This window comes from Vibrio sp. MA40-2 (assembly GCF_047302445.1).
In the GTDB taxonomy this organism is placed as follows: domain Bacteria; phylum Pseudomonadota; class Gammaproteobacteria; order Enterobacterales; family Vibrionaceae; genus Vibrio.
This window is the reverse complement of sequence record NZ_CP178628.1, coordinates 2287955-2302491: the sequence shown is the minus strand read 5'-3', so window position 1 is coordinate 2302491 and position 14537 is coordinate 2287955. Positions and strand designations below refer to the sequence as shown.

Annotated in this window: 10 protein-coding genes; 1 reads left to right on the top strand and 9 read right to left on the bottom strand. The window is 39.8% G+C overall.

Annotated features, from left to right (window positions below):
- Positions 1-151: 151 nt before the first annotated feature.
- The 7 genes from ACLKML_RS18085 to ACLKML_RS18055 all read right to left on the bottom strand — a co-directional run bounded on the left by ACLKML_RS18085 (position 152) and on the right by ACLKML_RS18055 (position 10764).
- On the bottom strand, positions 152-2434 hold the full coding sequence (locus ACLKML_RS18085; protein ID WP_413284370.1) for an acyl-CoA dehydrogenase: 2283 nt from the start codon (positions 2432-2434) through the stop codon (positions 152-154).
- 88 nt (positions 2435-2522) lie between these two features.
- Positions 2523-3149 carry a TetR/AcrR family transcriptional regulator gene (locus ACLKML_RS18080; RefSeq protein ID WP_413284369.1) on the bottom strand — a complete coding sequence of 209 codons (627 nt, stop codon included), beginning with the start codon at positions 3147-3149 and terminating at the stop codon, positions 2523-2525.
- A gap of 420 nt (positions 3150-3569) precedes the next feature.
- Positions 3570-4715, bottom strand: coding sequence for a Na+/H+ antiporter NhaA (gene nhaA, locus ACLKML_RS18075; protein ID WP_413284368.1), 1146 nt, complete (start codon positions 4713-4715; stop codon positions 3570-3572).
- A gap of 217 nt (positions 4716-4932) precedes the next feature.
- Complete coding sequence (locus ACLKML_RS18070; protein WP_413284367.1) at positions 4933-6072, bottom strand: lipocalin-like domain-containing protein; 1140 nt, start codon at positions 6070-6072, stop codon at positions 4933-4935.
- A gap of 2 nt (positions 6073-6074) precedes the next feature.
- Complete coding sequence (locus ACLKML_RS18065) at positions 6075-8528, bottom strand: ABC transporter permease (RefSeq protein WP_413284366.1); 2454 nt, start codon at positions 8526-8528, stop codon at positions 6075-6077.
- Positions 8509-9180 carry an ABC transporter ATP-binding protein gene (locus ACLKML_RS18060; RefSeq protein ID WP_413284365.1) on the bottom strand — a complete coding sequence of 224 codons (672 nt, stop codon included), beginning with the start codon at positions 9178-9180 and terminating at the stop codon, positions 8509-8511. Before ACLKML_RS18060 ends, ACLKML_RS18065 begins: the two co-directional genes overlap by 20 nt.
- 204 nt (positions 9181-9384) lie before the next feature.
- Positions 9385-10764, bottom strand: a complete 1380-nt coding sequence (locus ACLKML_RS18055; RefSeq protein ID WP_413284364.1) for an MATE family efflux transporter — start codon at positions 10762-10764, stop codon at positions 9385-9387.
- Positions 10765-10933: 169 nt separating this feature from the next.
- Between ACLKML_RS18055 and ACLKML_RS18050 the strand changes: the two genes are divergently transcribed.
- A complete protein-coding gene (locus ACLKML_RS18050; RefSeq protein WP_413284363.1) occupies positions 10934-12361 on the top strand; it encodes a DUF2867 domain-containing protein in 1428 nt (475 codons plus the stop codon).
- 91 nt (positions 12362-12452) lie between these two features.
- Here ACLKML_RS18050 and ACLKML_RS18045 read toward each other — a convergent pair whose 3' ends face one another.
- Positions 12453-13106 carry a DUF2913 family protein gene (locus ACLKML_RS18045; protein ID WP_413284362.1) on the bottom strand — a complete coding sequence of 218 codons (654 nt, stop codon included), beginning with the start codon at positions 13104-13106 and terminating at the stop codon, positions 12453-12455.
- Positions 13106-14296, bottom strand: a complete 1191-nt coding sequence (locus ACLKML_RS18040) for a Bcr/CflA family multidrug efflux MFS transporter (RefSeq protein WP_413284361.1) — start codon at positions 14294-14296, stop codon at positions 13106-13108. Before ACLKML_RS18040 ends, ACLKML_RS18045 begins: the two co-directional genes overlap by 1 nt.
- Positions 14297-14537 lie beyond the last annotated feature (241 nt).

Here is a 14537-nt window from a genome sequence, read left to right as displayed (position 1 = left end):
TGCTAGTATACCCAAAATGATTAGCATTGCATTTAGGAAATAAATGAACATAGCCGAGGCATCTAGTTATCGATGTGATCGGTGTGGATAAATACAACCAGCTGGAGCACCTAAACTAGATGCTCCAGTTAGACAAACACCATCAAAGAAGTTATGCCACACTATCTAATTTTGGCTCGATTACTTTGTGGGTTCTTATTTCAGAAAAATCATGGCTGAAATGATCAACTTGTATTGCTTTTATACGCAATGTTTCTGCCTCGTTAACTTGATCCACCTCTTGTTGGCTCAGAACACCAGCATCCAACGCCTGCTGTAGCCGTTCTATTAATGGTCCTTTTCTGACCACTTTACCTTCTTTTACGCCTTGAATGAGTTTCTTTTCTAAGTCGCGAATTTGATACATTTTGTTAAAGGCTCGTTCTATCAATCCAACGGCATCATCTTCTGTTTTACCCACGTAGCACAAATGAGTCAAACGATCTCGTTGTTTACCAGGAGTCATCAAAGACTCAGCAATGTTAACTGATAGTGCATCCGCTGGTTTATTGAAGTGATTTCCAACAGGAAAAACTAACGTATTCAATAATCGCCCTGCAATACGATTAGGGAAATTCGCATAGGCTTGCTGTAAAGAGGTAGTGGCATTATACAAGCAGTGTTGAATTGCATAATCTACGTAAATTAAATCACTGTTCTGACGCCCTTCATCTTCATATTTTTTAAGAACAGCAGAAGCCATATAGAGATAACTAAGCGCATCTCCTAACCGTGCAGATATCATTTCTTTACGTTTTAATCCTCCTCCCAAAACTGCCATCGCCACATCAGAGCTTAACGCCAACGCACGACTGACTCGGGTTAAGTCTTTATAATATTGCTTAGTTGGGCCACTCATCGGTGTTTTGATGAATACCGATCCTGTAAGACCTGCTGACAATGCTCCAAAGGTGTTTTTTATGCCATGCTTGATATGTTTAAATAATAACTGGTCAAAATCATCAGCACCTTGTTGTTGATCTGGATTTGCAGCCGCTTCCATTTCTTTTAATACATACGGATGACAACGAGTGGCACCCTGACCAAAAATCATCAGGTTGCGAGTCAGTATATTGGCACCTTCAACCGTGATAGCAACTGGCGCACCAATATATTGATTGGCTAAGTAATTCATCGGCCCTTGTTGTATACCACGACCGGCATGAATATCCATCGAATCGTTTAATAAGGTACGAGCCATCTCTGTCATATGATACTTAGCGATGGCTGTTACAATGCCAGGCCTTTCTTTTAAATCAAGTGAAGTAGTTGTTAACGTCCGTGTCGCCTCTAGCATGTACGTGAGCCCACCAATTCGTCCCATCGCTTCTGCTACGCCTTCAAATTTGCCAATAGATAAACCGAATTGCTTACGAACATACGCATATGCGCCCGTTGTTCTGGAGGTTAGATGCCCAGTTGCTGCTCCCATCGCTGGCAATGAAATACCGCGCCCAGCAGATAAGCATTCCACCAACATTCGCCAACCTTTACCAACATAATCTTGACCGCCAATCACCCAATCCATAGGGATAAACACATCTTTACCACGTGTTGGCCCATTCATAAACGCGAGTCCTAATGGGTCATGTCTTTCGCCTATTTCCACTCCAACGTGGTCGGTGGGAATTAACGCGCAGGTAATACCTAGATCCACCTCACCTCCCAATAGTCCATCTGGATCTTGTAACTTGTAAGCTAAACCCAAAACGGTTGCAACAGGTGCTAAGGTTATATAACGCTTATCCCAACTAATGCGCATTCCAAGGACTTCTTTACCTTCATGGTAGCCCATACACACAACACCTTGGTCTGGAATGGCACCTGCATCTGAACCTGCTTCTGGGCCCGTTAGTGCAAAACAAGGGATTTCACGTCCATCCGCTAATCTAGGTAACCAGTAATCTTTTTGTTGTTGCGTACCATAATGGGAAAGCAATTCGCCTGGCCCTAATGAATTTGGCACCATAATAGTGACCCCTGCACTATTATTTCGCGTGGCTATTTTAGAAACAATCGTTGAATTGGCATGCGCAGAAAACGCTCTTCCTCCATACTCTTTTGAAATGATAAGAGAGAAAAAACGCTCTTTCAGTATATAGTCCCAAACCTCTTTGGGCATATCTCTATCTACCTTAACAATCTGGTGGTCGTCTAGCATTTCAAGTAGCGTTTCAACTTCATTATCAATAAAGGATTGCTCCTCGTCCGTTAATGAAGGTTTAGGGTAATTGTGCAACTTTTTCCAATCCGGAGAACCAGAAAAAAGCTCACCATCCCACCACACACTTCCTGCTTCCATTGCTTCCTTTTCGGTATCGGACAAAGGTGGTAATAGTTTTTTAAACATTTTAAATGCTGGGTCGCTTACCCATTTTCTACGTAGAGAGCACATAGCTTGATCCTTTTGTTCTATAGGGTCCGTTATTATTTAGTTTTGTATTTTTATTATTAGTATTGTTGTTGCTATTAATTACATTATTTTATTTAGCCGCTACGCCGGCCGCTAAATAAGGTATCAATTGGTTAATCACTACCGATGAATCGACAGCCTTTCCATAATCATTAAACGCGATTTCCGATAACGCTTGACTTGAGGCCATCGTGAAAACACAGGTACCTAGAGTAAAATGTAAACGCCAAAAAAGTGTTTCAGCTGATAAATTGGGGTTAGCTTTAATGATTAGATCGGTAAATTGGGATAAAACACCACTGTAACGAGTGGTAATAAACCATCTTAAATGACCTTGTACATCGGTATAACCGCGGCCAATTAAGGACATAAATCGTGACGCCCCTGACGGTCTTAATTCATCAAGTTTTAGTAATGGCGTTTGCAAACAGGAAAAAACATCTTCCATAGAATATTGTTGCTCTTTCGACAATCGGTCGAGCTCTTCACCAACCGCAGGCATAAACGCTTCTAAATATCTATCTAACACCGCTCTTACTAAAGTCTTCTTATCGCCAAAGTGATAATTGACCGACGCTAAATTCACATTAGCCTTGCTGGTAATTGCTCTTAATGATGTATCGTTAAAGCCATGTTCTGCAAACAGGGTCTCTGCAACATCTAATATTTTGTCTTTAGTTTTATTCTTTTGATTCATTTCAATCAACCGTATTAAACAACTGTTTGAAATATACATCCTCTAAACAATATTAACAAGCATGCAACATCACATTTATGATAATTGCCCATAGAGCTAAATATATTGATATTTATTTTGAACTGTCCTGAATGTTGCTGGTCATAAGATATGTAGTAAGCAGAATATCGTTAAGTTTAGGTAGTAATAAACTCGTTATCTTACTGTGTTACTTCATACTGCTTTTTCTTATTAACTCCTATGTTTGTATCGCCCGACTAATTTTGAGTTGGGCTTTTTTTTGGGGCTTTTTCGGCAAAAGGACTATCTTTTACAACAGCAAAATTTAAGAAGAGCAAATAAAAAGCCCTCAAACCATAAGGCTCAAGGGCTTAAACACTATTTTATCCCAATCAATTTCTAAAAAATAAGTTCTGCAAGTTACGCTTTTTTAGGTAAGGTCAATTTAAGTAACATATAGCCTAGTACAGCAGCCGTCGTTGACCCTATTAGAATACCCAAGCGAGCAAGTTTATCAAACTCTTCACTCACTCCTGCAAATGCCAATGACGATATAAATATTGACATAGTAAAACCAATACCACAAAGCACAGAAACCGCAAAGATATGTTTCATATTGACGCCTTCAGGTAATTTCGCGACACCCGCTTTAACCGCAACCCAGCTAAAACTAAATATACCAAGCGGTTTACCAATTAATAGACCTAATGCAACACCGATTGGCAACATAGGTGTTAATGAAGATAATGAAATTCCCGCTAATGAAACACCAGCATTTGCAAAAGCGAATATTGGTAAGATTAAGAACGCAACATACGGATGTAATGCATGTTCTAAATGTTTCAAAGGCGAATGTTCATTTGGTTTTCCTTTCAGCGGAATAGCGAAACCAATCACCACACCAGCTAGAGTCGCATGTACTCCCGATTTTAACACTGCTACCCACAAAATAAGCCCGGCAATCACATAGTAAGTCAGCTTGGTTACATTTTTTGAATTCATCAAAAATAGCACACCAGTCATAATGAAGCCGATAGTTAACGCTAAAGTAGATAACTCGCCACTATAAAATAGTGCAATAATAACAATAACGCCAAGATCATCTATAATCGCCAACGCAAGTAAAAATACTTTTAACGCAACTGGAACACGATTACCTAGCAGCGCCATAATCCCTAAAGCAAAAGCAATATCTGTTGCTGCTGGAATTGCCCATCCTTGTATCGCTTGCGCATCTGAATAGTTAAATAGTACATAAATTAATGCTGGTGCGAGCATACCACCTATCGCTGCTATTGCAGGGAAAATAGCAGTCTCTTTAGATTTAAGAGCTCCTTCTAATAGCTCTCTCTTCACTTCTAAACCGATTAAAAGAAAGAAAACCGCCATTAACCCATCATTTATCCAATGAGAAATTGACATCCCACCAACATATGAATGTAAAGCCGAATAATAGAGATCACTTAACCCTGTATTCGCCACTACCATAGCAATTACTGCTGCAATAACTAATAGTATTCCACCTGCTGATTCCATCTTAAAAAAGTCGCGAATTGTATCACTCATTTGCTTTCCTCTAACGAACTGTTACACCAATTGTTTAAACGTTGTTGAAGGCCCAATTGGCTCAGTATATTTGATAAGTTCTTTTAATAACAATAAAGGTAGTTTATATAAAGAAATAACGAAAGAATAATCGATTGTTTAGATGAATAAGTTCGGTATTTCCGATGCTTTGGTAAGATAAGGTATAAATGTGAATTAAAATTCCGTAATAAAATGACTAAAAACCGGTAATTTTGAGTACTCCATTGCCCATTATTGTTCCTGATCCTAACACTGGGCCTTGCCAATATGGGTTATAAAAAGCATGCCACATATCCGTATGTTGAGGAGAAATGATCATTTCAATACCAAGCCTAGCAATATTAATTTTCCATTCCACTGGTAAGGATTGCCCATTTTCTAAAATGAAAGGTTTGGTTGCTAGCATAGAAATATCATTATCTGACAAAAGACTTGTTGAGCCATCTTTGTTAATGAGTACCCCATATGCATAAGCAGGGTAATGAGACAGTCTAGATTGGTTTATTTGCAAGCTTCTGCCATCATCTAAATGAAGACTGATTCTGACCTGTCGCGGATTGGTGGCTTTTAATCCGTTGCTGCTCCACTCTTTGCTAAGCCAGGCTTGTCCATTCACATCTATAACGGTATCACCTAGTATTAATCTTCCCGCTGCTTTTATAGAAGGTACAAAAAAACCATACGAAGCTAGAGGCAATAAATCATGTTGAGCAAGGTAGCCATTTTCACCATTCAATATAAATGGCGTCTTCGCTGACGAGTGTAATTGAATTGAAAACTCATCACTGTTAATCATTAAAGTACCAGGGAGAGGTGACTCATTTACCGAACGCCAACTCCAATTGTCTATCCAAAGTCGAAATGGTTTCACTAGCAATCCAGCTTGCCCAATACCGCCTCGAGCAATACGCTGTTGCTTCCAGACTTTATCCTTGCTAACAATTATTGTTTGGGACAAATAAATTTGTGAACTATTCCACCCTCTTCCCGGTTTGTCATCTCGGGATATACGTGAATAATTCCATTGAACCGTATATTCTTTACCATCATTACCAACTAAATTAGCAAAATATTGCCATTCATCGTCATGGAATTGATTATGAAAGGCAAAATCGTCTGGCAGTGTAACGGGAATATCAGGCAATACCGGTTCGAATACAACTTTATTGTCAGATACAAAGGTTAACTTCATTGTCTGGATGGCTGATTTTTTTTGTGAAAAAATAGAATTCGATACGGCAACCACCACAACTAAGCACACTATCGATAATACAATAATGATTTTTATTCGCTTAGATAATGTCGCGAGTGACCTGATAGTGATAATGGGCTTCATGTTTATAATGCGTCTCGCAAAGATTTCATCGGAGTACGTTTAATCATCCCTAAAGTGGGCAATATCCCTGCAATAACAAGTGCTATCATCGCCCAAGCAAACGTATTCAAGTACTGCCATGGAATAACATAAAGTGGCATCGTCCAACCAAATGACTCTTTTAACACCACTTCAACCATCACTTTTGCCAAGGACAACCCTAACGGCATTGCAACCATGGCTGAAATCAGACCAAATAGAAATAACTGAATACCGCTCAAAGCAATTAGCTCAAACGTTGAAATACCAAAGCAACGTAATAAAGCGGTATTTCGTTGCTTAGATATTTCACCTGCTAACGTCGCAAAGAAAATACCGAAAACAGCGATTAAAAGTGTTAAATTTCCCAAAGAGTCTGCTATCACGAACGTACGGTCAAATATACGCATTGCTTGGTTGTGAAGATTTTTATTCTGCAAAACCCGATCTACAGGGATAGCATAATTAGCCCTTAATCTTTCGATTAAAGCAGCGGTATCTGTCTTTTCAGAAACGATAACACCAAGCCCAATATTACCCTGACCGCCAAATCGACTAATCCAGTTTGTTTGTGACATCAATACTTGATTGTAAGGGTTACCATAATCATAGTACACACCAACAACTTGCCATTTGTCAGCCGATAAACTACCTAGTTGTATCTTGTCTCCTGGACGAATTCGTTCTTTAAGTGCCATTGCCTCACTTATCATCACACCCTTAGAGTGATTCAAATGATACCAATAGTCTGGAATGCCTATCTTGACTGGTACAGAACTTTGTTCACCTTCACTATTACCAGTACTTACCACTTCAAGTACGCCTGATTTAGTGGCTATATCTATTTCCCAACGCCACCAAACATCTTTAACATCAGGTTGGTTAGCTAACCAGTTACTCATACGTGAAGCAGAACTTTTAGTAGGATAAATATAAATATCCGCGGCGAGTCTTTGGGTTAACCAGTTTTCTGTTGTTGCTCTAAAGCTGCCAACTAAGGTTTCTACTGTAATATTGGCTGACATTGCTAACATGAAAGCCATAACAGCAACGCCCCTAAAACTCATACTGGAGGCCGCATCAGAAAAAAACCAACGTACTTTAGTCCAGCGTAGAGAAAATGAAAACGCAGTAAACAATTCAAAAATAACAAAAGGCATGAACAACGCGACGCTTAACAAAAGCAAAGCAACAATAATAAAACCGAGCATTGGTGTTGCAGGTAATTGATATACTCCAATCGCCGCAAAACAGAAAACGCTAGCGGCAATCGCCTGCCAAGCAAATTCACGCCCAGCAAATCGAACCAGGGAAAGCTTAGAAGAAAGCCGTATCGGCGGTGTTCTAACCAAACGTACCAGCGGCCAACTGCAAGCGAGCATTGTACCTAAGATAGCCATTATCAAGCTATCTTTACTCCATTGCCAATTCCAGTCAACGGTCAAAGATATGTTGGCTGCATAAAGATCGGCTAGGGTAGTCGATACTGATGGCATTAGTTTATTAGCTAACATTAAGCCAAATACATTACCAAAAAACCAACCAACAAATATAAATAGTAAAAGTTCTAGTGCTAATGCTTTGGTTAAATGCCAGCCAGAAACGCCCGCTTGACGCATCACACCGACCAGCGTTTGTCGCTGAATAAACGAAAGCGACATTGCTTGATAGAATATGAACACACCAACAACAAAAGCTAACATTCCCATTGCAGATAAGTTTAAATGAAACGCCTGAGTAAGCGACTCTAATTCCACGCGAGAACTTTTCGACAACGTCATGCCGTTAGGTAAAATACGCCTGAGAGTATCTAATTTCTCTTGGGGCATATTTTCGCACGCGAGTAATGAAAAACCGCCTTCTTTAGTCGTTTCTCTTACTTTGGAAATATCGGCCAATAACCGCGTACCAGAAATAAACTCATTATGATCCAGTATCAATGGGCCAATTTTGTTTCCATTACTTAACCGAATAAAATCGCCACTTTTCTTGCCTAAGTATTCCGCTAATTCTGACGACATTAATAATGGTCGGTTAGGTTCTGTTAACTGTAATATCGATACGTCATTTGTGGTTTGTAGAGAAGCTAAACCTAATAGTGAAAAGGGATCGATTCCGACTAGCGAAAGATCTTGGCCACTTTGTGTCTCAAGTTTTACATTGTCAAACGGCACACATTGATTGAAACCTTCACGACGAAGTTGAATATAAAATCCTTGAGGGATTTTATCTGCACTGTATTTTGGTGTAATTCTATAGGGTAATGGATTGGTGAAAAGTATTTCAGAGTGCTGGTAACTCTCTTTTGCATGTTGATTAATCGCCGCAACACCAACAAAAACAGACACGCCTAACGTAAGCCCAAACCAAACGAGCAACAATTGTAAAGGGTGTCTTCTATAATGTCCCAGTAGAGCTTTAACTACGGGCCATAACATGCAATTGCCCTCCTTGAAGACGGATACACCCATCCATATGTCGAGCAACTGTTTCACTGTGAGTCACCAACAAAAGCGTGCAGTTAAGCTCTCGAGCCAAACGAGTCAATAATCTCATCACCGCTTCTGCATTTCTTTCATCTAAACTCCCCGTTGGTTCATCGGCAAGTAACAGTTTCGGTTCCATATAAAGAGCTCGCGCGATCGCGGTACGTTGCTGCTGACCACCGGATACCTCTTCAGGATAACGACCAAGCAACGGCATTAAATCCAGAGCTGATAATATTTGTCGCCACAATTCTTTATCTTCAGGTTGGCCTTTAAGTTGTCGACAAAACCGAATATTATCGGCGATATTAAGTGTAGGAAGAAGATTATATTGTTGAAATATATGACCAATATTATATCTTCGATAAGCGGTTTTTTTTACTTCAGAGCTGCTGTGCATAGGAAAATTAGGAAACCAAATTTCACCAGAATCCACAGAATCTAAACCTGCAATCAGGTTGAGTAGTGTACTTTTACCCGAGCCACTTTCACCCATAAGTGCAAGCTGTTCTCCCTGTTCCAACTTTAGATTGGCGCCTTGTAATACTGGATGAAACTCTCCACCATCTACATAGCCTTTACTTAAGTCCGACAGGTCTAGCATTTACACTCACACTCATATCAAATAATTGGGCTAGTGAAGGTACACTAAAAGCCCACAATTCGGAAGTATTTTACTAATCTGATCACATATTTTAAAGAAATTTATCATACAAGAATGATATAGATTCAAAACCATTCAATTTAAATTGAACACTATCAAAAATAGCTAATACAAAGTTTATTCATCCATCTACTCGTCTTACTTTTATTTGTCTATCAAATTGCGTATCCACTTACGACTTCTCAATCGATAAATTGCACTGAAGCATTTAATAAATTCTTCCAGTAAAAAAAACATATATACATGTTCGGGGCGTAATCCCAAATAAATAGCCGCAAACGCTGCTAGCGGGATCCCGATAAACCATTGCGTGGCAACATCTTGAAACAGACAATATTTAACGTCGCCTCCAGCTCTTAAAACACCAACGACGAGCGTGAGTGGTATCGATCGAATCACCATTCCAAAGCTAAGGATCAAAATAAATTTGTCAGCTAGTGCTCTGGTCTCAGCAGTCAGCGCACTAAATGAATCTAAAATTGGTGTTTGAATCGTAAACAGCAGCAAACCGGTGACAAAACCTAAACCAATACTAAGAAGTAATACCCCTACTGACTGATAATATACCGCTTCATAGTGTTTTGCCCCTATTTGATTGCCGGTTAATACCGCAGCAGCATTTGATGTACCAATCAATAAGCTGATACCTATTGAATCAACTGGCGTCATAACGGAAAGAGCCGCTAAACCTTGTACTCCGGTTTGTCCCATAATGGCATGATAAGCAAATATGCCCGCAGCCCAAGTAAAGAAGTTAAGCGTAGTAGGTAAAGACAGCTTGAGAAAGCGAGAAATTTTTTCTGTCGAAAAAGCTATTTTTATATCGCTAATTCTAAATGCCAACAAGTAGTTTTTCTTATACAAAAATCCATATAAAAAAATGACTTCTATCGCGCCACTAAGCACCGTTGCAACTGCCGCCCCTTTAATCCCCATCGCAGGTAAGCCAAAATGACCAAAAATAAGTACCCAATTAAGGAACACATTAGATAATATACCAATACCGCTAAAAAACGTGCTGACACCAGGGCGATGCATCGCCCTTAAACCAACAGCCATACTACTCACACATGCCACTGCAAACATGCTGAATGACGTTATAACAATATATTGACTTCCTAACGCGATGACCTCTGGAGAATCAGTCGCTAAGCTCATCACATTTTCGGGAAAAAGGATAAATAGAACGACTGTCAATAAAGCAAATAAATTGGCAATTATCCAAGTTAACGCGGTACTTTCTTTTACACCATCCTTGTTACCTGCCCCCCAGAACTGGGCAGTTAACAATGCTCCGCCTGTATTGACTCCAACCAACATGATAGTAGTGACAAACATCGCACGGCTCGCCACTCCTACCGCCGCGATATCGGCTTCACCCAATTGACCAAGCATCAGCACATCAACCAAACCTCGGCTAGAAAACATAATATTTTGCACAGCAATGGGTAAAGCGATGGCTAACAACTGTCGAAGAAAGTTGCCCTTAGTATACTTATAAACTAGTGATAAGGTGTTGGTCATAAAACCTCATAAAAAACAAAATCAAAGTTCGTAAGGAACGAAATGAATGAGTGAGTAACAAAGCCACAATGTCTAAAGGATGTTAGACTAAATATTAGTATGAAAACGGCTTGGCTATTCTACTCTGATTATTGGTTAATCACCACGAAAAGGAACGAAGATACTTGTTATGAAAAACAAAAATATATTGGTATTAGGTGCTTCTGGTTACGTTGGCTCTCAGCTCGTTCCTTTGCTACTAGAACAAGGACACAGAGTAACGGCTGCGGCTAGACAAATCGAATATATACAAGCTCGTATTCCTCACCATGACAACCTAACAACGGTCTACGTTGATCTAGTCGATAAACAGCTTACACACGAGGTAGTTGAAGGGCACGATTTGGTTTTTTTCCTTGTTCATGGCATGGCTCATGGACACGATTTTCTCGATTACGAATTATCTCTTGCGGTTAACTTTAAAGATGCACTGATTAACAGCAGTGTTAGACATGTGGTTTATCTAAGTGCTATACAGCCACAATCGGGTAATTCTGCTCACCTGATCGCTAGAAAAGAAACCGGTAAGATTCTTAAACAAACCAATATTCCCGTTACCGAATTAAGAGCAGGTGTTATCATTGGTTCTGGCTCGGCGGCATTCGAGATAATGAAAGATTTCACCTATAATTTACCTATCCTTATCACCCCGAAATGGGTAGATTCCAAAGCCAATCCAATTGCTTTAGACAACCTTAATCATTACCTACTTGCACAGGTCGACGCGTGTCCAACTGAAAGCGAATATTATGAAGTTGGTGGACCTGATATTATTAGTTATCGTCAACAATTTGCTGTTATATGTAGAGCTATCAATCATCCATTTCGCTTGTGGTCTACTTCACTATTAACGCCAAAAATGGCTTCCTACTGGTTAGGTTTAGTTACTTCTGTACCCTCTAATATTGGTCGTGCTTTACTAGCAGGATTATCACACGACTACATTGCAGACTCACAGAAAATACGCCAAAAATATCCTCAAGATCTAATTTCCTACCAACAAGCAGTAATCCGCTCAATCGAATCAGAAGGCGAATTTATTCGAAGTAATGTATGGGGATTTGACTCTGCAGCTCTAAACCGTTGGCAAGCAGGCTATGGTTATTATGCTAAAAATGCGGGTGCAACAATTAAAACCACTAAAACAGCAGAACAATTATGGCAAATGGTTAAACAAATCGGTAGCCCAAAAGAAGGTTATTTCTTTGCTAACATTCTATGGCGAATAAGAGAATGGCTAGATTTATTCGTTGGCGGTGGTTTTCCAAAGCGTCGTTACCCTGCAGGTGACGAACTCAAGGTAGGCGATCACATTGATTCATGGAAAGTGATCCGCTGCGAACAAAATCAATTTATATCCCTACTTTTTGGGATGACAGCACCCGGTTTAGGTCGTTTAGAATGCAGTATTAAAGATCATGGAGACTATAGAGAGTTAGACGTAAGGGCTTGGTGGCATCCTCAAGGGTTTCGAGGCTTATTATACTGGTTCGCAATGATGCCGGCGCATCTGTTTATTTTTAAAGGGATGGTAAAAACCATTGTTAAAAAAGCCTAGTCAGTATAGGCCTTATTAAAAAGACCGATACTGAAAAGTGAATAGTTAAGCTGGAGATACGTCAATACGTGCGACTAAAAACCAATCAGTCTTACTGAAAACCGAGCGGAATTTCTGCCAATTGTATCCCTTGATTTTTAGGATAAATTAGATATTCTCCGTGATACTTCACTAAAGACTTATAGTCGGTACGTTTGTGAAGCATAAAGCCAAATTCACTGGCTAGCCGAATAAATTCAGCATGGTGGCCACGAACAAAAAAGCTCATCGGTTTGACCAATTCTGTACCGCCGTCAAAACAATCATCACATTGTTTTGCGCATAAGAGAAAAGAGTTATCCCCTTCGGTAAAGACTTGAATTTTTTCAGTTAATTCAAATTCAGTGCTCACTCCCCAATCAGCTTTCTCCATCAACTCTAGAAATGCTTCAATATCAGCATCGGTAATCTGTTTAGGATCGGCATCAATTGGAACTAACTTGCCATAAAATTTTGAAATATTGCTAAACCTAGACATCAAATCAGATTGAGTCCCTTTGCTTCTTCCCATCTTTTGCCAACGCACCAGGTCATCACGAACACATCGATCAAAACGCTGACTTTTTAGACTTAGTGTCACCCATCGCAATAAAAAATGCGTATTACTAACGGGCGTATTCGCAAGCTTACCCTTGGTATGTTGCTGCTCTATCTCATCTAGAGCAGAGTTGACAACATTTTGTATTTCAACTGAATATAATGCCATTAAGCCTTTCGTCCTAAAAACCAGTAAAATGCGGCAGACGATACTGCACACATTGTCATTAATAAAATCATTGGCCAAGCGCTATCACTCGGTAACATCGCCACCACGATGCCTACAATAGATCCAACGCCAAACCTTAATGTTCCAGCCAATGAAGATGCCGTACCTGCCATACTTGGATAAGCAGATAATAAGATTGCCATAGAATTACTGCCTACTGTCGACATCATACTGATATAAAGCATCGTAAATGGGACAATTCCCCATAAACCAATATCCATTAACCAACCAAAAAATAGGCCGATACCAGCCACGAGCTGAGTCATAATCGCCAATGATAGCATCCATTTCGAACTGACCCTTTTTACTATTCGTCCGTTAATAGTGGTCATAATAATTAAACCAACCACATTCAAACCAAATAGATAACCGAATTGAGCAGTTTCGACGCCGTATATGTCAATATAAACAAACGATCCTGCGGTTAAAAAAGCGAACATACCAGCAAAAGAGAACGCCCCAGCAAACATCAGCCCCGCCGCTACTGGGTTTAAAAACAAGCGCACATAATTATGTAAAGTAGTTCGAATGTGTAATTTTTGTCTATTTTCTGGAGCCAGCGTTTCAGGAATTTTCCAAACCACGGCGGCAATAACAAAGCCAGAGACCAATGTTAATACCCAAAAAATAGAACGCCAGCCAAACCATTCTGCTAAGTGTCCACCCAACATTGGCGCAATAAGCGGTGCAACCATAATAACCAGTGTGACAAAGGACATGGTCCGTGCAAAATCTTCTTTCTCAAACATATCGCGGACCAGAGCTTGAATAACAACCGCGGCTGAAGCACCTGCAAAACCCTGAGCTGCTCGCACATAGGTCAACGATTCGATATCTGATGTAGTGGCGCAAACTACTGAACCAATAGCAAACAATAATATGCCAACAATTAATACTGGTTTTCTACCAAAACTATCTGAAAGTGGCCCATGTAGTAACTGCCCAAGAGCAAATCCAGCGGTATACATAGTTAACGTGATCTGAACTGCGCCAGGATTAACACCAAGTTCTTTCGCTATAATCGGCATAGCAGGCAAATACATATCAATAGCCAGAGGTGTCAATGCACCAATTGCACCCAATATAATGAACATTAACAGGCTTAATTGGGTGGTGTTGCTATTTGTCATATGACTCCAAATTTACTTAGTTTGCGGTGAGGATCATGTAACACTAGAATATTCGCCTAAAAGAAAGGTGATTTTAAAGAGCATTATTTTAAAACAGCCGGGATTTGATAGTCTATTTACCTATGTTAATGTACCTACCAAACAACAAAGCTCTACAAAAATGCGACATGTAAGAATATTGTCTGATAGTAACACAGTTTAATAAGTAGCTGGTCTGAGCATAGTATTATTTAAAGTTCTA

Coding starts and splice junctions, on each gene's coding strand:
- ACLKML_RS18085 (WP_413284370.1), bottom strand. CDS start 2,434: ATGTGCTCTCTACGTAGAAAATGGGTAAGCGACCCAGCATTTAAAATG.
- ACLKML_RS18080 (WP_413284369.1), bottom strand. CDS start 3,149: ATGAATCAAAAGAATAAAACTAAAGACAAAATATTAGATGTTGCAGAG.
- nhaA (WP_413284368.1), bottom strand. CDS start 4,715: ATGAGTGATACAATTCGCGACTTTTTTAAGATGGAATCAGCAGGTGGA.
- ACLKML_RS18070 (WP_413284367.1), bottom strand. CDS start 6,072: ATGAAGCCCATTATCACTATCAGGTCACTCGCGACATTATCTAAGCGA.
- ACLKML_RS18065 (WP_413284366.1), bottom strand. CDS start 8,528: ATGTTATGGCCCGTAGTTAAAGCTCTACTGGGACATTATAGAAGACAC.
- ACLKML_RS18060 (WP_413284365.1), bottom strand. CDS start 9,180: ATGCTAGACCTGTCGGACTTAAGTAAAGGCTATGTAGATGGTGGAGAG.
- ACLKML_RS18055 (WP_413284364.1), bottom strand. CDS start 10,764: ATGACCAACACCTTATCACTAGTTTATAAGTATACTAAGGGCAACTTT.
- ACLKML_RS18050 (WP_413284363.1), top strand. CDS start 10,934: ATGAAAAACAAAAATATATTGGTATTAGGTGCTTCTGGTTACGTTGGC.
- ACLKML_RS18045 (WP_413284362.1), bottom strand. CDS start 13,106: ATGGCATTATATTCAGTTGAAATACAAAATGTTGTCAACTCTGCTCTA.
- ACLKML_RS18040 (WP_413284361.1), bottom strand. CDS start 14,296: ATGACAAATAGCAACACCACCCAATTAAGCCTGTTAATGTTCATTATA.